This window comes from Streptococcus mitis (genome assembly GCF_008763935.1).
Classification (GTDB): domain Bacteria; phylum Bacillota; class Bacilli; order Lactobacillales; family Streptococcaceae; genus Streptococcus; species Streptococcus mitis_DB.
In genome coordinates, this window is sequence record NZ_VTQF01000005.1 from 71,335 (window position 1) to 91,996 (window position 20,662).

Consider the following 20,662-nt stretch of genomic DNA (forward strand, 5'->3'; position numbering starts at 1 on the left):
GTAATTCTTTTCGTTACAACTATTATATAATTTCCATCAAGAAAGTCAAGCCAGACAATTTATAGATTATGATTCTGTAATCTTGTCTATATGGGATTAGAACGAGAAAATCTACAGAGAATTGATAATCAAACCATTGAAAATTTTTAACCAGCTCTAAGATGACTCTCATCTCAACCTCAACAGAAAAGGAGCGGATATGATATCCTACTCCTTTTTCTTGTCAGAAAATCTAATTAGAATTAGTCTTCTTTTTTCTTGCGAGCAAGAAATCCAAATCCACTCAAGACACCTAAAAGTCCAAGTGCTGCTAGGCTAGCATTGTCTTCTGTACCAGTGTTTGGAAGTTCATCTTGCCCTGTTTGAGGTAACTCTTCCCCAGATTCTGAGTGTTGCCCCTGAGATGACTTGTCCTCTTCTTGGGCAACCGCTTCATCTTGATGAGAACCTTCTTGTTTTGTAGGTTCATCAATCTTAACAGGATTTGACTGAAGGTATTCTTGATTCTGTGGTTTCGTTACATCATCACCTATTACCTCCGTATATAAATGGGTAATAATGCCATCTTTTTCATGGGTCATTGTATATCGATATTTCTTACCATTTTTCGATATGATATCAGATTTAGGAGCCAATTTACCAATTTGAATTGGAATAAGTTCTTCATTTGATCCAATAATAATATGACGAGTAATCAATAATGGAGCTACAGGATGAATCGCTGGTTCACCTTTCTCACTTACAACTCCTTCTGGCAATTCTGGTCGTACTTCCGGTTCACCCTTCTCACTCACAATACCTTCTGGTAATTCTGGTCGTACTTCCGGTTCTCCCTTCTCACTTACAACTCCCTCTGGTAATTCTGGTCGTACTTCTGGTTCACCCTTCTCACTTACAATTCCTTCTGGTAATTCCGGCTGTACTTCTGGTTCACCTTTTTCACTAAAGTATTCTAAAAAGTCATAAATAACTGTTTTTTCATTTTCATCAACTGTACCTATTTCAGGCGCTGATGTAGCACGATGTCCTTTGTAAAAATAAGACTTACCATCTTTTTGAAGTATTGTTCCCACTTTAGGAGCAGTAGACGTATATTCATCTCCTATAGAAGCATCTTGTGTTAGTAGTTTTCCTGCTGCTATTTCAGTAGTTGTTCCTTCTAACATGTATTTTGCAAATACATTTCCACCCGTTGCTAGTTTATAGACATAGGTAATTTCAGTAGTTCCTGATGCAACTTTTCCTGTCTCAGCCGGAGAGCCAGTTTTCAGTCCTACTAGTTTATATTTTTTACCATCTTTGGTGATTTCTTGTAGTTTTACCGTTGTAGCATCATATGAAACCTCTTTGTTTGTTGTCGTTGGTGTTCCTACTACTACTTTTTGATTATCCTTATTTAAGTAATATTTAGTTTCTGTAGAAGATATCACTGCATCTTTAACAACATCTGTACTTTCTTTAATAGAAGTTCCATCCGCTAATTCATACTTAACAATGACACTACCTTTACTTTCAGTTGTCTCTGTTTCTTCCTTGGCGTAGATATTTTTGACCTTTGTTAACTCTTCACTAACGTGATAAGCACGTGTTGGTTGATACAAATTGTAATAATGAATTTCTGTAATTGATGGTCCTGATACATAAGCATATTGATCATATTTTGTTGGTGAGGCTACTCTATATGTAACACCATCTTTTGTATATTCTTTATATAGTTGCCCTATTCCATATTGATAATTACTGTGCCCACCAGAATATCTAACTTCTCTAGAACCTGTTGTATACGCAAGATATTTTTTACTTGAATCTTCTGTCTCATTTTCATCGCTTGGATAATTTTCATCCTCGTCTTTATTCCCTAACTTATAATCGACATTTACTTCAAATACATTTTTTACAAAATTCGCATCACTAGGTACTTCATTTACATATTGAATGTTTTTATGAGATTCTTTAAATTTTTCTACATTTGCTTTTTCTTCTTCATAATTACTAGTGTCTTTAAATTCTTCAATATTCCCAATAAATTTTGGCTCTATTTTATCCCTAGTATTATCCCAATTAGTTTTAATCGGTCCTTCTCCAAATTTTTCTTTTAAGATTGAGATATATTTTTCAATATCACTGTACTCTTTAAAGTCACCATTTGTTCTGATATAACCATGGAATGTCTCATACGCAGTATAAATAGGTCTATTTTGTTTATCTACTAGATGCTCATTTATTAATTGTTTTTTGTATAATTCTTCCCAAGTTTCTTCTTTTTTGTTCAGACGTTTGTTTTCAATAGTTTGTTCTTGTTCTTTAGCAAGATCTTCTAATTGATTACCTAATAACCCATTCAGTCCCTCATATAGTGATTTTTCATTAAAAAATACTCCTGCTGTATATGCTGCTTGTTCTGTTGCTGTTGATGCTGCTCCTAGTTTTAACGCAACTTCATTTTTCTCAACTACTAAGATTGTATCCCCTTCTTTTATTCCACCTTCAGAATTTATGTTTTCTTTCGTGAAAGCTTTGGCGTTCTCTTCTCCTTTTTTAAAAGTTTCTACTACCCAAGAGTCATCTGAAGTTGACGTTTTTGTCGCTAACACATATTTTCCATACTGATTTTCAGATGTTTCAGAAACAAGCCAAACTCTACTACCTTCTTTAATATTATTATAACGAATACTTCCATCTTCATTGTGTAGATTTCCAGGATTTGCGTGAACAGTTATATCATTAAATGTAGTTTCTTTTGAAGTACCTTCATGTTTATCTACTTCTGTATCAATCTTATGATATTTTTTTCCCTCTTTTTCTAAAACTTTATCAGCTTCTTTGATTTTACTTAAAACATCATTATTTAAATTTGCTACATTTCCTTCATAACGTTTACCAAAAAGTCCACGAATTTTATAATCCATAGTAGTACTAGAAAGATGTTTATCACCAACAGGAATTTCTACATCAGATTCTTCTTTAAGAACTTTTCCTTCTTTTGTTACATATGATACTTTTGTATCCTTAAATGTATCCGAACCGGATTTTTTTATATTACTATCCTCTACCCTTTTCAAATCTTCCTTAACGTCTTCTTCGAATTGTTTATGCTTTTTCTCATACCAGTTTTCATCCCCATGCAGTCGTCCACCACCATCCGTCCTATCAAACACATGCATTTTTGGCATTGTATAGCTACCAGTACCATTACTCAACGTTTCCATTTCCACATTATCTTTTGCAGGTGTTACTGTAGTTTCATTAGCTGTATTTGTAGTTTCTTCAGCCAATACCGGACTAGCTCCAACAACCATCATCCCTAATAAAACAGACGCTGCACCAATTCCTTTATATTTACGTAATGAATATTTTTGAATTGTATCTTTTTTCATAAGGTCTTTTCCCTTTTATTTCTTTCTACTCATTATAAAAAATTATACTAACTATACTAGTATATCACTCTCAGTTTCCTTTATCAAACAATTATACATAAAGGAAATTAAAAAAAATAGATAATAAGATATCCAATAAAATCTCATTATCTATTTCATTTTTAGGCGTTCATGAGTGATAAATATCTCTTAGAAACTTGTTCTTTTGAATATCGATTCACAAACTTACTTGTATTTTCTAGCTCGATTTCTTTATCAGTCTCATATAAACACTTGATAAGATGCGCTAACTCCTCTGGTGTATCATATAAGCAAATATCTGAGTTCTTAGATGCATAATATTGATGAGCAATTTCAACATTAGAAAGCAAGGGAATCAATCCAAAACTCATAGCTTCAACACAGGCATTGGCAAATAATTCCTTTTGGGAAGTTGAAATATAGCCATCATGTTCCCAATAAGGTACCTCATCTACATATCCAACAACATGAATGGTAGATGGCAAAGTCGGATACTCTTTCTTCAATTTTTCAATATCTCCACCATATAAGAATACTTCTACAGGTAGGCCTTCTTGTTCTAACTTCCTAAAGGCTTCTATAATCCATTCTACCCTTTTTACCTTACTCATATTCCCTACATAACAATAGGAACTAGGCTTTCTTCTTTGTAATACTGCTGAGGAAACTTGAGGTGCAAAAATCGGTGGCATAAATTGTGCGTGATACCCTAAATCTTGCAAGATTGATGTTAATACTTCTGAAGCTACTAAATATCTAGTTTTTCTTCTTAGATTATGAGCTGGATTTAGCAATACATTGTCATGGATATATTCCCAATAGAGACGGTTTGTATTTTCTACAAAGCGCCATAATTTGGGAGTCACCACGTTATGTTGATCTCGAATTAAGATGTCTTTCTTATCTGTAAGACTGATTAATACCTGAATCAATAAGTCTTCGTAGGTTAACCATTCTCCATCTTTATAATATAAATAATTGTCCTCCATCATATAAATGGGACTTGGTTCTTCTCTTGGCTTATAGTACCGTGCCCGCATCGCTGTCGAACCATCTCGATTTAACCATTCCAGTTCTTCTTTTTTATTTTTCTTTAAATATAATCCGGAAGTAAAATATAGAGTTTCTTCTTCTAATTCAATACTAGCCACAAATCCATTAATAACAGTCATTTTTCCATTAGGATACCTATCAATGATATCGGAAGGACGAATACTTAATTCATCATGACCAATATCTGATTGATAATGGCTTACACTCACTAATTCATCCCTTTCAAAACCTATTTGTTCATAGCCTGCCTTCCAATCTGGTCGAACTTGAGGATGGGTTAAAATATATAGATGTCCCCAACCTAAATAATCTGCAATTTTCTTTCTAGACAATTGGGATGATTCAAAGCCATATTTTCTAACCTCTCTTTGCCAGAGCCCTGGATGTATTGTAACCATTTTAGTCATAACAATCTCCTATCATATACGGTAACCTTCGCGACTCATTTATCTGTACTTGTTTGTCAGAAAGATTTACTAATCTGAATTATATCATATGAATCATACTTTTACTAGATTCTATCAATATACCTAACATCTACTTAATACCCCAATAAAAAATCCAAGCTAGTGCATGGATTTACATTTCCTAATATATATATTTATGCTACCAGCCAAGTGAAACCCTTTCAAACTGACAACCTAAGCGTCGCAATTCTTTTTGACGGTCCTCATAGTAGGGGAGGGAAATACCTGTGATGGTCACATGGGGCAGGTCTTGTAAGTGGAGGCTGACTGATGAAGTAAAATGATAGACCTGGACGAACTCGTATTCTTGAAAGAGTTGGGCTAGGACATCTTCAAAGATCAGCTCCGTCTCCAAGTAAGTCACGTTTGGAATAGTGAAGGTTTCCTTGGGATGAGGCAGATAGAGGTCAATGGCTAAGGCCTTGGCATAGGTACTAATAAAGCGGATGGAGATTTGGTCATCCTCTTCAGAGAACTTTTGACCCAACAAGACCTTAACCGTCTTACCATTTGAAACGGGTGCTTGGGGCAGGTCAAAAAAATGCTCCAGATAAACAAGCTTTTCTCTAGCTACGACATGGTAGTCGCTGCGATAGAGAGTAAAGTGCTTTTCCGTCCGCTCAATCAAGTCATCTCTAGTCAAACCCAAAGGCCCCACCTGACTGGGTTGAAGAGGGAGAGCATACATTCCCAAAGGGTAAATATCCGCATAGCCATCATCAAAACTCATGAGGTGTTGGTAGTTTGAACTAGCAACCAAGTCCAGAATCAAGCTATTGTCAAAGCTAGCATAAAAGATGGTGTCATAGTCGCCGGCCAGCTCCTGACAAATCTGAGCCAAGTCCTCTGCATCCTGAGGATAGTGAACATGGTCAAAATCCTTTGCATAATGCTCCTGACGGGCATTTTTGACAGGACTGACATAAAGTCTGACAAAGTCCTGATTAGGATAGAGTCCCTTGATATGCTGGGCAATCTTGGCCTGCAAGGGCGTTGTGGCAATGATGAGGTGTTTCATCTCTTTGATTCTCCTAGGTGGTGATGTTGCAGCAAGGTCTCAACGACTTCAAAGTCCAAGGCATCGTCGATATCATAAGAATAGAGTTTGGGCATTTCATAGGCTACTGTCTTATCTGTGTAAAAGGTCTCATCTCGTAGGTAAAGGTCCTTGCGAGAAATCCAAATACTACCGTTGGGATAGTAATAGACAGGCTCTTTCTGCCGAGCATAGTGCTTGGAAACCTGAGGCGGACGGATAAATGACGACTCCGCTAACTGCAAGTAAAGACTACGACTCTTGTCTGCCTTAACACAGGAAATCAGATGGTCGGCCCCAGACTGACAGTAGAGTTGATAGGACTCGACGAGGTGCTCCACCTCTCTCAAGGGTGAGGTCACCTGTAGATTCACAAAGACCTGACCTTCCTCAAAGGGCTGTAAAAAGTCTCGTAAGGTCTCTAAGCTAGAGGTTGTTGATAGGGCCAATTCTTTTGGTCTATGGACATAACAAATCTCTGGATAAGCTTGACGACAGAGTTCTAGATAGGCGAGTGAGTCTGAGGAGACCCAGATGTCACTAAATAGCTTGGAGGCTAGAGCGACTTCTATGGTATAGAAAACCAAGGGTTTACCTGCAAGAGGTTTGATATTTTTATCCACTAAGCCGCGTGAACCCGAACGAATCAAAATGACGGCTATGGGTTTACGTTTTACATTCATAGATTCTCCCTCTAAAATAGAGATAAGTGCCAAGAAACCTATCACCAGATAGCTAAAACAAGCACTATCTAAACATCTCTTCTGTTCAATCATTCTCCAAACAACTAAAAGAAAGCAAGCTAAAATCTACTAAACAAATGTTTCTGTATATTTTAGAAACCATTTCGAACTAAGAGCCAGAGATTGAGGCTAGATCTACTAGATTGGATTTAGAAAAATCAAACCATATCATCTCTTCCAAATTAAGCCTAACTTCATTTCAAATAAGTTAGGAACATTTGATTTTTGCCTCTAAAAACGAGGACTAATTTAACATCGTAAGTCTACAAAAATTTAACGAATGGTTCTGTGTAAACTAGCAAACGGTTAAAACCTTATAGGTAGTAGACTTTCTCCATATAAATTTCTTGAGAGTGAATAATTGATTGAATCCTATACTCTTGTAATTCTCTCTATCTACTTTGAAGGATAATATGGGACTGGAAAAGTCCAATCGAGGCTACCCTTAAAATTAACAACCTCAAAATCTGAAAAACCACCCTCACAAAAAAGCGAGGGTGGTTCATCCGTTACAATGCTTGGGGATTTCCTAGCAAGTTCCCCCTCAAAAGGACTTTATGCTATTCTATCACAAAGACTGACCATCTGCAAGATGGACTGGATTAGACAAGATAATCTCAATCCCATGAAAAATTATCGTCTGGAACACCTACAACAATTCTATTTCTTTATTTCACAACAAGCTCATAACGTGTCTTACTGGTGAAGGTTTGACCAGCTTTAAGAATGACTTGGTCTTTGAGGTCACTGTGAATAGCATCTGGTAAAGCTTGCGCTTCAAGAGCAATCCCATTGTGCTGAATCATGGGTTTGCCAGCCACAAGTACACTCTCATCCACAAAGTTTGCTGTGTAGACTACAAAGCAAGGAGCTTCTGTCTTGAAAAGCAGGAAGCGACCTGAATTTTGGTCATAAAGGAAACCAGCATTGTCATGACCTGCAGGAAGAGCGAATGGATGATCCAAACCTGATACCAGCTGGATTTGCTCATCTTCTTCTGCAAAGATATCCTTCAACAAGGCACCATTGTAGATGTGTTTGACCACATCACGGTCGGCTTCTGGAGTTTTGGCAGGAACACCGTCGGGAGCGATTGGATAAATGCCCTCTGTGTTTAGTTGGAAGACATGACGGTCAATCGTCTGCGTGAAATCACCAGACAAGTTGAAGTAGCTGTGATTAGTTGGATTGACCAGCGTATCCTGATCGGTCGTTACCTTGTAGCTGATTTCATAGGCACCAGTTTCTTCTAAGTGGTAACTGATCCAAATCTTGAGATTTCCAGGAAATCCTCCTGTCCCATCTGTACGCTCTGTGTAGAGGGTCAAGCCATGATCGCTCACCTCAACTAGTTCAAACAAGCTCGAATCCCAACCTGTTGAACCACTGTGGTTACAGTTGCTAGCATTGTTGACTTCAAGGTCATAGGTCTTGCCATTAAGCTCAAATGTCGCACCAGCAATACGACCTGCAACAGGGCCTACGCTAGCTCCATGCTTGGGACTATTTCCCACATAGCTTTCAAAATCATCAAATCCCAAGATAATATTGGCAAAATTTCCAGCCTTGTCAGGTGTGACATAGCGCAAGATAGTCGCACCATAAGTCATAACCTCAAGCTGGTAGCCACCGTCCGTCTCAAAGCGATAGGCCAAGACATCCTTGCCCTCAACATTTCCAAATACACGCTCTGTGTATGCTTTCATTCTCTTCTCCTTTTTCTATTTCTCTCAATCAAACAAACCATAGAAAGCGAATTGACAATCTATGGTTTACTTGTATGATTTACAAACCCCTTTATCAAGAATCTATAAACGCAGTATTACTTTTGATATTCGTGGATGATAACACCTTGTACCACACGGTTTACTGTACCTGTAGGAGACGGTGTATCTGGTTTATTTTCTACCTTGAGTGAAGTCAATAGGGCAAAGAGTTGGGCATAAACGATGTAAGGGAAGACACGGTAAATATCGTTCAAGACACCGCCACAACCAAGGGCCACTTCTTTGACATTTTCAAGACCAAAGGCTTGATCACTCAAAAGCACAACACGACGAGCAATCTGGTCACCAGCAACTTCACGAACCAAGTCCAAGTCGTACTTACGAGTGTAGTCTGTCGTTGTACCAAAGACCAAGACAACTGTATCTTCGTTGATCAGAGATTTTGGACCGTGACGGAAGCCAACTGGACTTTCATACATGGTCGCCACTTGGCCAGCTGTCAATTCCAAAATCTTGAGCTGAGCTTCATGAGCAAGACCAAAGAAAGGACCAGCGCCTAGATAGATGACACGGTTAAAGTCAAGGTCAACAAGCTCTTTGACATCTTCTGCATTGTCTAGAACTTTACGGGCAAGACTAGATACAACTTCAAAACGTTCAGCTTTAACAGCAAATTCTGTAGGATCAAAGACCAAGAGAGCTGTCAACATCATAGACGTAAAGCTAGAAGTCATAGCAAATCCAGCATCATTGGAAGCAGCTGGTTGCAAAAGCAAAAGATTGCGGTCATCTCCATGAGCTTGAAGTGCCAATTTACCATCTGCTGCACAAGTAATCGTCACTTGATAAAGCTCATCCACCAAGGCTTTGGCCAAATCAACAGTCGCCACACTTTCAGGTGAGTTCCCACTACGAGCAAAAGACACAAGGACAGTTGCCACATCTTTTTTCAAATAAGTTTCTGGATTGGCAACGATATCTGTTGTCGCAATGGCATTGAAATTCCATTTGCGTTCGTCATATACTTCCTTAAAGTAAGGTACCAAGGTATCTCCCACATAAGCAGAAGTCCCCGCACCTGTCAAAATAACCTTGATATAGTCATGTTTATCAGCAATCCCTTGTAGGAAGGCTGCAATTTCTTCACGTTTTGCTTGATAAGATTCAAAAGCTTCTTTCCATACATCAGGCTGTTGGTAGATTTCACGTGTAGTGATTTCTGCACCCAATTCGAGCAAGTCTTCTTTTGTATAATGTAGCATTGATTTCCTCTTTTTCTATTAAATATGGGAATGGGAGTAAGCCCCATTCCCATGTATATTCTATATAAAATGCTCTAACGATTTTCACGATATCACATCTTATTGAATCGAGTTCCAACTAAAATCTTTGGGAAAAAGACCGATTATCGTCGGAGAATCGCTCCATCCTCCTATCGCCTATTTTCCCTCTGATTTTCACGTTGTCACATCTTATTCATCTTCGTCATCATCGAAGCCAGCTAACAGGTCATTAACTTTCACAATGCTTTCTGCAGCACGGTTCTTATAGTCCGCATCTGCACCTGTAAGGCTCGCATTGATAAATTCAATCACCATTGGAAGATTCATTCCTGCATAAAGTTCGATGTCACGACCTTCCATGATCAAACGACTGACCACGTTACATGGTGTTCCACCGAGAAGATCCGCAAAGACTAGGAAATCATCCAATCCTTCAATAGCAGCTTCAAATTTCGCAGTAAATTCTTCTGGACCATCTTCTGGAAGAAGAGCCACTGCATGAATATTGTCTTGTGGACCCATGATCATTTCAGTGCTACCTTTAAGTTCTTCACAGAAGCGACCATGACTCACCAAAATTAATGATTTAGCCATAAATTATGCGCCCATTCCAAGTACAAATTTACCAAAGGCAGAAAGACCTACTGCAAGAGCGATAATGATACCGATAGCTTTAGTAGAGGTCATACCTTTCTTACCAAGCAACCAGAAGATAAAGGCAGTAAAGATTGCTGGAAGCAAACGTGGGAAGATTTGGTTCAAGATGTCTTGGAAATCAATCATCTTTTCACCGATTGGCAACTTGTAAGAAATTTCAAAGTTGATCATTGTTGCTACAAGAGCACCCATCATGAAGACACCAAGTACAGATGCAGCGTCAATCAAAGCTGTCAAGGTACTTTGCATATTGTTGATAAGGTTAACCCCTTCTTTGTAGGCAAATTCCAACTGTTTCCAACGGAAGATATCATACGCTACTGCAACTGCAATCCAAAGGAAGATACCCCAAGGTTGACCACCGATAGCCATAGTTGCTGCGATAGATCCCATGATCGCAGGTACAAGTGAACCAAAGATTGTATCTCCAAGAGGAGCGAATGGTCCCATCAAACCTGTCTTGATACCATTAACGGCGTCTTTTGAACCCACACCATCTTTTTCTTCCATGGCAAGGTCAAAACCAGCGATAATGGTGTGGAAGAATGGTGAAGTATTGAAGAATTGAGTATGAACTTTCATCATTTCTTTCAATTCAGGAGTTCCATCCCCATACATTTTACGCAATTGAGGCAAGATCATGTAAAGGTAACCAGAAGCTTGCATACGTTCGTAGTTCCAACCCAATTGGAAAGTAAACAAGCTACGTTTGTTGATTTGATTAAAATCTTCTTTTGTAAGTTTGTAATTAGAATTCGTCATCTTCGATTTCCCCACTTTCTGATGGTGTAGAAGGTTCTGCTACAGCTACTTTTTGGCTATTTTTGAAGTGAAGCACTGCAAGGAAGATACCTACGATAGAGATACCAATCATAGACAAACCTTTGAAGTTGTTCACGAAACCAATTTTTTCAGCAACATCTTTCGGTAGAGTACCTACGATACCAGCAACAGCGCCACCAAGACCTGTTACATATGAGTAAAGAACAGTCAACATAGCTGTCAAACCAAATCCCATTGCAAGGTAGTGAAGGTTACGTTTAACTGGAAGGTAACGAAGCAAGATTGCAAATCCAAGACCTGGAAGCATACGTCCTGCAAGTGTCAAACCATCTGCAACCCACTGGTATTTTGTAACGAAGTCTACTACGTGTTGTACAAATTCACCACCAAATGCAAGCGCGAAGAAGACTGGAAGGGCACGAGATAAAGCCCAAGGAATCGCACCAAGCAAGTAGTTGCGTTCGATACCTTTGTAATCAAAGCGGTCGATTGCAGCATCAATACGGTGTGCGAAGAAAGTAGTTGTCATACGTCCAAGAACGTCGAAGTATGTTAAAAGTGCTGCTACTGGTACAGCGATTGTTGTAATCGCAAGGTCTGTAGCGATTCCTTGTGAAACTGAGAATGCTGTTGCAAGAACCGCACCAGAAGTTGCGTCAATACGAGAAGCACCACCGAAGGTACCAACCCCAAGAACGAACAGTTGCAAGTTACCACCGATAAGCAGACCAGTAGTCACATCTCCCATAATCAAACCAGTAATGAAACCAGCAAATACAGGGGAACCTGCAGATGAAACGATCGTCAACTCATCACAGATTTGATAAGCTGAGTACAAAGTGAGAAGTAAAATTTGCCACCATTGTATCATAACAATGACCTCCTAAAAATTTTTTCCTATTTTAATAAGCTCAAAAAGTCTGAAATTGGATCATTTGGAACCATTTGAGCAGTAAGTTTAACACCTTTTTCTGCCAATTTGTGGAAGTCTTCCACATCCTTGTCCACTACGTTGATAGAACGTGTGATGGCGCGAGTTTCTGGTGTTTGAGACATATTCCCAACATTAAGGGTTTCAATTGGTACACCTGCTTCTACCAAACCAAGGAAGCGGTCTGGTTTACGAGCCACGATAAAGAGACGTTGGCTATCGTATTTTCCAGCAAGAATATTGGCTGCCGCTTTCTCAATTGGCAAAATACTCAACTTCACACCTGGTGGTGTTGCAAGTTTCAAACCACTCTTTTCAACGTCGTTGTTGACAACTTCGTCATCTACAACCATGATACGTGAAACATTTAGTTTTCCAGCCCATAGATTGGCTACTTGTCCGTGGATCAAACGTCCATCGATACGGCATCCTACAATTGTCATAAGTTTTCCCCCTTTATGTGTTTTAGTGTAGGTTTACGAGTTAAATGAATCTCTTCTTTATATTGGCCCTCTGTTTCAAAGATGATGATACGATTGGCACCTTCCTTGAGATAGCTATGAGGGATATAAAGCGAGAGGGTTGGGCCGACGTTCCAAAAACGTCCTAGATTCTGCCCGTTTACAAAGGCAACTCCCTTACCAAACTCAGACAAGTCTAGGTAAGTATCTTTTGGCTCTTCGACTGTAAAGTCATAAGCGTAAAAGGCTGGTTGTCCTTCTGTCCATCCTTTTGAAAAATCAATTTTCTCAGGATTATCTAGTGGGAGTGGATAGTGTTTCCAGTTTAGTAAGAAGTGCAAATCCTTACAAACACCTGTCCGAATTCCCTTACGTTGCGTATCCGCTAAGAACTTGTGTCCATAGTTGACACGCCCCATATTTTCTACCAAGATATCCAGCCTAGATAGCGCTTTCTTTTCACCTTGATAAAAAATATCTTCCCCAATCTCTGTCTGATATTGGGTTTCAACCCACTGACCATCGACATAAAGCTGAGCCCTATCTCGACCGTCAATGATACGAAGTCTTTCTTCTTCTGCATCCCAATCTGTTTCTGTTCGATAGAGTAGATAGCCATAACTTTGTCCCAACTCCTCCATCTTTTTAGGATAGAGACTTTCTACCGGACTAGACAAGCTATCTAAGGTTTCAAACAAGGAAACTTTTTCTACTAGTGGAATAGCATCCAACTCCATACTCTCTTTGTAGAGTGGTTCCAACTGGGGATACTCTGGGAAATGTGTTGCCATCATCTTCTTGACTGCCAAATATTTGGCAGTTGGATTTCCTTCTTCATCCAGAAGGGCATCGTAATCATAAGATGTAACTTGTGGCAGGTCCAAAGTCCCTCGAGCTGAGCAACCATTCATGAAACCAAAGTTTGTGCCACCATGGAACATGTAAAGATTGATGGAGCCTTGTTCCAAAACCTCTCGAACTGCATCTGCCAACTCTTTCGGATCCCGTGTGATAATCGGTTCTTTCCAACGATTGAACCAGCCATCCCAGAACTCCATACACATGAGCGGCCATTTCTTGCCATGCTCATCAAAGAATTCCTGCATCTGTGAAAAGTTGTACGGAGCTTTAGAACCAAAGTTTCCTGTTACAAAGAGGTCATCTTCGATCAAAGTTCCAGCTTTCAGAGTAGCTCTCCATGGACCATCTGATGTAAAGAGAGGACAGGTTACGCCACGCTCTTCCATCAACTGTCGAATTGCTCTCAGATAAGCCTTATCTTCTCCATAAGAACCATACTCATTTTCAACCTGCATCATGAGGATATTGCCACCATTGTCCAACAAATGTGGAACCAATCGTGACAAGAGCTGGTCATAGTAGCGACCTACAGCTTCAATATAAGCAGGATCTGAGGAACGAAGCCTCATATCTTTGGTTAAAAGCCAAGCTGGTAAGCCACCGAATTCCCACTCCGCACAGATGAAGGGCGACGGACGAACGATAGCGTAGAGACCCAAATCTTGTGCCGTTTGGAGAAATCGCTCCAAATCCAGAGCTCCTTCAAAGTGAAACTCACCCTCACGAGGCTCGTGTAAATTCCAGGCCACATAAGTCTCTACTGTATTAAAACCAAGAGCCTTCAAGTTATAGAGCGAATGATACCAATCTTCTGGAGGAACCCTAAAATAATGAATGGCGCCAGATAAAATCTTAAATGATTTTCCATCGAGATAAAAATCATCCCGTATCTCAAATCGTGTCATATTCTTACCTTCTGACAACTAAAGTTTACGCTTTCATTTGTTGATATAGTAAATATAACTCAATATCTTACATTTGTCAATAGGTTTTCACAATTTTTTTCATTTTTCACTAAATTTTACACAAAAAACTTATAAAGATATAAAATTTACAGACATATAGCTTCAAACAGGTAGCATGTATAAAAATGTATAAAACCTCCTATTTTTTATGTAAATTAACCTTATAGCCTATTATTCTAATTTTTTTATTCAAAAGGCTACTATTCTTTCCAGTTTTATGGTAAAATTTTTAACGGAGAAGGAAAATCGAGGTGAAAATATGGCAATTCCAAAGTATCAATATATTAAAGATGAGTTAAAGAACAAAATCATTTCTGGTCAATTTGCCAGTGGAGATAAATTCTACACTGAAGCTGAATTGATTGCAATGTATGATGTAAGTTCTATCACAGTTGTACGCGCCTTAAACGACCTTGCCAAAGATGGCTATATTGTCCGCCAACAAGGAAAGGGTACATTCGTTTCACGTGCACGCAAACACAAACTCGTAGAATTTTCAGATGTAGAAGTTTTTGAAACTAAAGATGATAAAGTTACCGTCCTTTCTATTGAGCGTGGAAACAAACTAAGCTACTTAGAAAAACTTGGACTACGCGGAGATCAGTTCTACTACAAGATTGAACGTGTTCGCGAAACAGGTGGTGTTGTGTACATCTACCATACATCTTACATCCCAGAACAATACATCAACGCAAATTATCCAAATCTTGAATATTATAGTTCTATCTATAACCGTTTCAAATTGGATTACCACATTCACATGAATGATGAACATTTTGAAGAAATCAATGAAATAGCATTTCCAACTCCAGAACATGCGGCTTCAATCCTCGGAGTCGATGAACAATTCCCAACCGTTTTACAAACCAAGACTACTAAACTAGAGTCTACTGGTCAAGTTCTTGCATACAGCGAAACATATAAACGCGCAGATTACTACAAAATCAAATTCATTTCATGTGACCGTGATCACTAAGAAGAAAGCCTAAGCCTTGCTTGGGCTTTTTCTATGCTTATTATATGACATTAAAAATGTATTTTCTATATGTAAATTAAGATAGACTAAATTTGTTTAAATTTTACTAAAATATAGGTAATTTTTATCAAAAATACTTGAAGACAAAATAAAAATCGAAGTTCTTCTACTCCTATAAATAGAGTAATAGAACTTCGATTTTTATTCTAATTATCCTAAACCAAGACGGTCAAAGATATCATCCACTCGTTTGGTGTAATAAAGAGGGTTGAAGATTTCATCGATTTCTTCTTGAGTGAGGCGAGAAGTTACCTCTGGATCTGCTTCAAGAAGTGGTTTAAAGTCTACTTGATTGTCCCAAGAGTAGGCTGTTTTTGGTTGTACCAAGTCATAGGCTTGCTCACGGGTCATTCCTTTTTCAATCAAGGTCAACATAGCACGTTGACTGAAAATCAAACCAAAAGTCGAGTTCATGTTGCGGATCATGTTTTCTGGGAAGACTGTCAAATTCTTGACAATATTTCCAAAACGGTTGAGCATGTAGTCAATCAAAATAGTCGTATCTGGTGTAATGATGCGCTCAGCTGATGAGTGAGAGATATCACGTTCGTGCCAGAGAGCTACGTTCTCATAGGCAGTAATCATGTGACCACGGATAACACGCGCTAGACCTGTCATGTTCTCAGAACCGATAGGGTTGCGTTTGTGAGGCATTGCAGATGAACCTTTTTGCCCTTTAGCAAAGAATTCTTCCACTTCACGTTGTTCTGATTTTTGCAAACCACGAATCTCAGTCGCCATACGTTCGATAGAAGTCGCAATGCTAGCAAGAACTGCAAAGTACTCAGCGTGAAGGTCACGAGGAAGCACCTGTGTAGAGATTTCTTGAGCACGGATACCCAATTTGTCGCAGACGTATTGCTCAACGAATGGTGGGATGTTGGCAAAGTTTCCAACCGCACCAGAAATTTTACCAGCCTCAACACCAGCAGCTGCATGCTCGAAACGCTCGATATTGCGCTTCATTTCGCTATACCAAGTCGCCAATTTAAGACCAAAGGTTGTAGGTTCAGCGTGCACACCGTGGGTACGACCCATCATGATGGTGAACTTGTGCTCCTTAGCCTTATCAGCGATGATGTTGGTGAAGTTTTCAAGGTCACGACGGATGATGTCGTTGGCCTGCTTGTATAGGTAACCGTAGGCCGTATCTACCACGTCGGTAGAGGTCAAACCATAGTGGACCCACTTGCGCTCTTCACCAAGAGTCTCAGAAACCGCACGTGTGAAGGCTACCACATCGTGGCGAGTCTCTTGCTCAATCTCCAAAATACGGTCGATGTCAAAGTCCGCCTTCTCGCGAATCAAAGCCACATCTTCCTTAGGAATTTCCCCCAACTCAGCCCATGCCTCGTCAGCCAAGATTTCCACCTCAAGCCAAGCACGGTATTTATTTTCTTCACTCCAAATATTCGCCATCTCAGGGCGAGAGTAACGGTTGATCATGATTAAGATACCAAGGGCGACTAGAAAGCGACTGAATTTTAGGAAACCAACGACGGACGCTTGCGTCCTAGGAGGTTTATCTAAATTCCGAGCTTTCCGCCCGGGTTCAGTTCTGCAAACTAGATGCCCATTCCCTTTCTTTGTTTATTGTATTATACCAAACATATATTTCCTTACTTAATTTAGATAGTTTCAATGTCACTTCTCAAGTGTATAATATCATCATTAAAGTTCCGTACAATAACCTGTTAAATGTTTATCTAAAGTCCATATCTCAATTTTATGATTTTGATTACCACTATCCTTTAATTTGGCAACATATTCTAAATAGGAGTCTAGAATAAATACATCACCTATACCCGGTCCCGAATATCTAAATTCCTGATATTTTTCTATTACCCTCTCAATATCATCTGCAGTGAAATTATATCCATAAAAAAACCATGGATTGGTGCTATGGATAAATAATTTTAAGATATCAAGAAATCTTTTGGTCGATTTTTCCTTTGCTTGCTGATTCCCTTTAATGTGGTTAATATGATTTCCTGTTTCAATCAATACAGAGATAGGCATAACCAAACTTGCCTGTGACTGTCGAGTAAATTCTGCAAATTCTTTTTGATATTTCTCAGGCTCCTTACATTTATCAGGAACTTCTAAAATTTCTAATAAAATACTGGTATCAATAAATCTAGTCTCTTTCATAACAACATTACAAACCTTTCAACCAATCAGGCAACTCAATATCAGATTCTTTTTGTTCTAAGTACGAAAGTAGTCCGTCTTTTGCCACTGCTTGACCTACTCCTCCTGTTGCAATAATTTTCTCATAATTTGGTATTTCTATAAACCTTATAATCTTACTATTGCTTGACTCTTTTTCCCTATGTATAATATTAATACCATTATATTCTTTCCCTTTAAGGGAATTCAGTAAAGTAGTATTATGAGTTGTTAACACAAGAGTAATTCGTCTCTGTCTTGCAATTTCTTGAATTTTTTCTAAAAATTTTATTGCCTTACTGTGGTGAATCCCATTATCAAATTCATCAATAACAATAATCGAATTATCTGGGTAAGTTAATACTGCTGTTGTGATAGCAATAACTGAGATAGTGCCATCAGATAACGACGTTGCTGGGATTTTTACGTTCTTATCTTCAATTTGCTCAATACATGTAAAAATTACATCACGATATGGAGCTGGTGTAACTGTAATAGATAAATCTGAGATCTTATACTCAGGTATTATGTCAATTGTAGCTAATAGTCTATCCCATGCTTTTTTACGTTCTTTCAGATTTTCTATTGCTCGTTGAGTAATTCCAATAGGCAAAGATTTTTCATCAGTATATCTTTTATATCTTCTGACATCCAAATACAATCTATCCAGTACGGACGATAAATTACCCGCATTATAAGTAAGTTGTGAATTATCTCTACGTGCATAGTTTCGAATCATTTTGGAATCAATATTCAAAATAAACATTGAATTCAACACTTTTCTTACAATGTTTATTTCCTCAAATATTGTGATTTTTTTACTAGATATTTTGTCAATATCATTAATATTAAAACTATTCTCTCCTTTTTTAGACATATCTTCAATTAAATCATAAAAGTTAACTAACTGAGTGTTAGTCTCAATTCGATTTTCATCTAATTGAGATAAAACAGATCGACTTCTATCCATTGTTATTCTGGGATTTTTCCCACGTTTTTTATTGTCATATTCAACACTTATATCCGCTATACTTTTTGAATTTTTCACTGTTTTATAGATAAGAGATTTTTCATTAGACTTTTTTTTATTTAATTCAAAAAGAGATTCCTCATCTACAAAAACTCTATCATTATCTTCAACCTTAAATTTGATAAAATAATCCAATTCATTCCCGTTGCTTTTCTCAATTGTACAACCTAAACCAAAAGTTTTTTTAGCACCTCGTAGACATCCTTGTGCCTCACCTCTAATTGGTAAAGTAACTTTACTTGAATTATTCAATGCATTTGTAAGCAATGTATCTCGACCAATCATTGACAAGATAGATAAAGCTTCAATAAGATTAGACTTCCCAGATGCATTTAATCCAATAATAGTAGTCAATTCTTCAACATAAAAAGTGTTTTGGCCTTCAAAACTTTTAAAATTTTCTATTTTTATATTTTTTAGCTTGCTAACCATATAATACCTCCTTACTATAAATATACAAAATTGAAAACACCACTTATTTTAAACCAACACCAAACTCTCCCACACTATCCGGCGCATCACTAAACAAAGTCACATGTCCCATCTTGCGGTTGTGCTTCGCTTCTATTTTACCATACATGTGGAGGTGGGCGCTTGGATTTTCTGTGACATATTTTCCAGCAGCCTCGACGTGTTGGCCGAGTACATTAAGCATAACGGCTGGCGCATGCAGTTTGATAGCTGGCAATGGCGATCCCAGAACGCCTAGAATATGGGTATCAAACTGGGAGAAGTCACAGGCTTCGATTGAGTAGTGTCCTGAATTGTGTGGACGCGGGGCAATCTCATTGACGATAATGTCATCAGCTGTCGCAAACATTTCCACACAGAGAGTTCCAGACAAGTTGAGTTGTTCTGCGATTCGCACTGCCATAGCTTTAGCCTTGTCTGCTAGACTTTCTGAAATGCGAGCAGGCACGATGGTCTTAGACAGGATATTGTTTCGGTGGATATTTTCCTGAACTGGGAAAACCGTCACGTCCTTGCCATTTCCTGATACGATGACAGAAATTTCAAGGTCAAATTTGACGAATTCTTCCAAGACACAGTCCGATGAGTCAGCTAACGCATAGGCTTCTTCCAAATCTGCTTCTGAGCGAATGACCTTTTGACCGTGTCCATCATAGCCACCAGTCGCAGTCTTGAGGACATAGGTTTTCGATAGGTCCATATCTGCCAAATCTTGGCTTGAGGTCACAACCTTGTAAGGTGCCACAGTGACTTGAGCCTTGTTTGAGAGAAAGTCCTTTTCAAAAATACGATTTTGAGAAATGCGGAGCAGGTCTGTCCCTTGAGGGAGTTGTCCATCCTTGATGACAGCATCCAAACCATCGGCGTCGACATTTTCAAATTCATAGGTAAGAACATCACAGCACTCCGCCAATTGACGGAGGGCATCCACATCGTTATAAGGAGCCACGATGATTCCCGCCACGCGAGAGGCTGGGCAATCAGCCGCAGGATCCAGCGCGATAACCTTGTGCCCCATGTAGATAGCAGAAATGGCCATCATCTGACCCAGCTGGCCGCCACCTATAATTCCGATTGTTTTAGATGAGCTCATTTGTAGACTCCTCTGCGATTTTTCCTTGCTCTTCTGCAAAATCTGCCAATGCTGTCGCGATAGCCTGATCTTCTACTGAAAGGAGACGGAGGGCGAAGAGGGCAGCGTTAGTCGCACCTGCTTCACCAATAGCCATGGTTGCGACTGGTACTCCACCCGGCATCTGTACGATAGAATAGAGTGAATCCACGCCACTAAGCGCGCGTGATTTGACTGGCACGCCGATGACTGGAAGAGTTGTTTTGGCTGCTACCATCCCTGGCAAATGGGCTGCGCCACCTGCACCTGCGATGATGACCTTGATGCCACGGCTACGGGCCTCTTCTGCATGCTTGAACATGAGGTCTGGTGTACGGTGGGCAGAAACAACTTTCTTTTCGTAGGCTACACCGAAGCGGTCTAGGACTTCTGCTGTTTTTTGCATGGTTGCCCAGTCGGATTTGGAGCCCATGATGATGGAAATAATTGGTTTGGTCATAATTTTCCTTTTCTTTCCTT

General features: G+C 39.0%; 17 protein-coding genes. 1 reads left to right on the forward strand and 16 read right to left on the reverse strand.

The features are described from left to right. Positions 1-242: 242 nt before the first annotated feature. The 11 genes from F9B91_RS11660 to F9B91_RS08405 all read right to left on the reverse strand — a co-directional run bounded on the left by F9B91_RS11660 (position 243) and on the right by F9B91_RS08405 (position 14,305). Positions 243-3,377: an LPXTG cell wall anchor domain-containing protein gene (locus tag F9B91_RS11660; protein ID WP_150922947.1), complete on the reverse strand. Its 3,135-nt coding sequence runs from the start codon at positions 3,375-3,377 to the stop codon at positions 243-245. Positions 3,378-3,538: 161 nt separating this feature from the next. Continuing rightward, complete coding sequence (locus F9B91_RS08360) at positions 3,539-4,858, reverse strand: glycosyltransferase (protein ID WP_084887356.1); 1,320 nt, start codon at positions 4,856-4,858, stop codon at positions 3,539-3,541. A gap of 199 nt (positions 4,859-5,057) precedes the next feature. After that, a complete protein-coding gene (locus F9B91_RS08365; RefSeq protein ID WP_084923569.1) occupies positions 5,058-5,936 on the reverse strand; it encodes a glycosyltransferase family 52 in 879 nt (292 codons plus the stop codon). Continuing rightward, the gene (locus F9B91_RS08370) at positions 5,933-6,637 is read right to left on the reverse strand and encodes a cytidylyltransferase domain-containing protein (protein ID WP_150922949.1); all 705 of its coding nucleotides are present in this window, start codon (positions 6,635-6,637) and stop codon (positions 5,933-5,935) included. The genes F9B91_RS08365 and F9B91_RS08370 overlap by 4 nt, the downstream gene beginning before the upstream one ends. A 728-nt stretch (positions 6,638-7,365) precedes the next feature. After that, positions 7,366-8,403 carry an aldose epimerase family protein gene (locus tag F9B91_RS08375; protein WP_150922950.1) on the reverse strand — a complete coding sequence of 346 codons (1,038 nt, stop codon included), beginning with the start codon at positions 8,401-8,403 and terminating at the stop codon, positions 7,366-7,368. Positions 8,404-8,519: 116 nt separating this feature from the next. Beyond that, positions 8,520-9,686: an SIS domain-containing protein gene (locus F9B91_RS08380; RefSeq protein ID WP_004257942.1), complete on the reverse strand. Its 1,167-nt coding sequence runs from the start codon at positions 9,684-9,686 to the stop codon at positions 8,520-8,522. A 210-nt stretch (positions 9,687-9,896) separates the two neighbouring features. Next, positions 9,897-10,301 (reverse strand): PTS sugar transporter subunit IIA, encoded by a 405-nt coding sequence (locus F9B91_RS08385; protein ID WP_020903318.1) that lies wholly within the window; start codon positions 10,299-10,301, stop codon positions 9,897-9,899. 3 nt (positions 10,302-10,304) lie between these two features. Further along, entirely contained in the window at positions 10,305-11,126 is an 822-nt protein-coding gene (locus F9B91_RS08390) for a PTS system mannose/fructose/sorbose family transporter subunit IID (RefSeq protein ID WP_020903317.1), read from the reverse strand. Beyond that, a complete protein-coding gene (locus F9B91_RS08395) occupies positions 11,113-12,018 on the reverse strand; it encodes a PTS mannose/fructose/sorbose/N-acetylgalactosamine transporter subunit IIC (RefSeq protein WP_023947383.1) in 906 nt (301 codons plus the stop codon). The genes F9B91_RS08390 and F9B91_RS08395 overlap by 14 nt, the downstream gene beginning before the upstream one ends. 26 nt (positions 12,019-12,044) lie before the next feature. Beyond that, positions 12,045-12,521: a PTS sugar transporter subunit IIB gene (locus F9B91_RS08400; RefSeq protein ID WP_020903315.1), complete on the reverse strand. Its 477-nt coding sequence runs from the start codon at positions 12,519-12,521 to the stop codon at positions 12,045-12,047. Continuing rightward, positions 12,518-14,305 carry a glycoside hydrolase family 35 protein gene (locus F9B91_RS08405; protein WP_150922952.1) on the reverse strand — a complete coding sequence of 596 codons (1,788 nt, stop codon included), beginning with the start codon at positions 14,303-14,305 and terminating at the stop codon, positions 12,518-12,520. Before F9B91_RS08405 ends, F9B91_RS08400 begins: the two co-directional genes overlap by 4 nt. A gap of 319 nt (positions 14,306-14,624) precedes the next feature. Between F9B91_RS08405 and F9B91_RS08410 the strand changes: the two genes are divergently transcribed. Beyond that, positions 14,625-15,341: a GntR family transcriptional regulator gene (locus tag F9B91_RS08410; RefSeq protein ID WP_001007193.1), complete on the forward strand. Its 717-nt coding sequence runs from the start codon at positions 14,625-14,627 to the stop codon at positions 15,339-15,341. 210 nt (positions 15,342-15,551) lie between these two features. Here F9B91_RS08410 and purB read toward each other — a convergent pair whose 3' ends face one another. The 5 genes from purB to purE form a co-directional block, all read right to left on the reverse strand. Then, positions 15,552-16,847, reverse strand: a complete 1,296-nt coding sequence (purB, locus tag F9B91_RS08415; RefSeq protein WP_101782715.1) for an adenylosuccinate lyase — start codon at positions 16,845-16,847, stop codon at positions 15,552-15,554. 225 nt (positions 16,848-17,072) lie between these two features. Then, entirely contained in the window at positions 17,073-17,552 is a 480-nt protein-coding gene (locus tag F9B91_RS08420) for a hypothetical protein (protein WP_084887371.1), read from the reverse strand. A 7-nt stretch (positions 17,553-17,559) separates the two neighbouring features. Continuing rightward, positions 17,560-19,032: an AAA family ATPase gene (locus F9B91_RS08425; RefSeq protein ID WP_084887373.1), complete on the reverse strand. Its 1,473-nt coding sequence runs from the start codon at positions 19,030-19,032 to the stop codon at positions 17,560-17,562. Positions 19,033-19,075: 43 nt separating this feature from the next. Continuing rightward, positions 19,076-20,164, reverse strand: coding sequence for a 5-(carboxyamino)imidazole ribonucleotide synthase (purK, locus tag F9B91_RS08430; protein ID WP_150922953.1), 1,089 nt, complete (start codon positions 20,162-20,164; stop codon positions 19,076-19,078). Further along, positions 20,151-20,642, reverse strand: coding sequence for a 5-(carboxyamino)imidazole ribonucleotide mutase (purE, locus tag F9B91_RS08435; RefSeq protein ID WP_049509947.1), 492 nt, complete (start codon positions 20,640-20,642; stop codon positions 20,151-20,153). Before purE ends, purK begins: the two co-directional genes overlap by 14 nt. Between the last annotated feature and the right edge of the window lie 20 nt (positions 20,643-20,662).

Coding starts and splice junctions, on each gene's coding strand:
- F9B91_RS11660 (WP_150922947.1), bottom strand. CDS start 3,377: ATGAAAAAAGATACAATTCAAAAATATTCATTACGTAAATATAAAGGA.
- purK (WP_150922953.1), bottom strand. CDS start 20,164: ATGAGCTCATCTAAAACAATCGGAATTATAGGTGGCGGCCAGCTGGGT.
- purB (WP_101782715.1), bottom strand. CDS start 16,847: ATGATCAACCGTTACTCTCGCCCTGAGATGGCGAATATTTGGAGTGAA.
- F9B91_RS08405 (WP_150922952.1), bottom strand. CDS start 14,305: ATGACACGATTTGAGATACGGGATGATTTTTATCTCGATGGAAAATCA.
- purE (WP_049509947.1), bottom strand. CDS start 20,642: ATGACCAAACCAATTATTTCCATCATCATGGGCTCCAAATCCGACTGG.
- F9B91_RS08385 (WP_020903318.1), bottom strand. CDS start 10,301: ATGGCTAAATCATTAATTTTGGTGAGTCATGGTCGCTTCTGTGAAGAA.
- F9B91_RS08395 (WP_023947383.1), bottom strand. CDS start 12,018: ATGATACAATGGTGGCAAATTTTACTTCTCACTTTGTACTCAGCTTAT.
- F9B91_RS08370 (WP_150922949.1), bottom strand. CDS start 6,637: ATGAATGTAAAACGTAAACCCATAGCCGTCATTTTGATTCGTTCGGGT.
- F9B91_RS08390 (WP_020903317.1), bottom strand. CDS start 11,126: ATGACGAATTCTAATTACAAACTTACAAAAGAAGATTTTAATCAAATC.
- F9B91_RS08400 (WP_020903315.1), bottom strand. CDS start 12,521: ATGACAATTGTAGGATGCCGTATCGATGGACGTTTGATCCACGGACAA.
- F9B91_RS08360 (WP_084887356.1), bottom strand. CDS start 4,858: ATGACTAAAATGGTTACAATACATCCAGGGCTCTGGCAAAGAGAGGTT.
- F9B91_RS08375 (WP_150922950.1), bottom strand. CDS start 8,403: ATGAAAGCATACACAGAGCGTGTATTTGGAAATGTTGAGGGCAAGGAT.
- F9B91_RS08380 (WP_004257942.1), bottom strand. CDS start 9,686: ATGCTACATTATACAAAAGAAGACTTGCTCGAATTGGGTGCAGAAATC.
- F9B91_RS08410 (WP_001007193.1), top strand. CDS start 14,625: ATGGCAATTCCAAAGTATCAATATATTAAAGATGAGTTAAAGAACAAA.
- F9B91_RS08425 (WP_084887373.1), bottom strand. CDS start 19,032: ATGGTTAGCAAGCTAAAAAATATAAAAATAGAAAATTTTAAAAGTTTT.
- F9B91_RS08420 (WP_084887371.1), bottom strand. CDS start 17,552: ATGAAAGAGACTAGATTTATTGATACCAGTATTTTATTAGAAATTTTA.
- F9B91_RS08365 (WP_084923569.1), bottom strand. CDS start 5,936: ATGAAACACCTCATCATTGCCACAACGCCCTTGCAGGCCAAGATTGCC.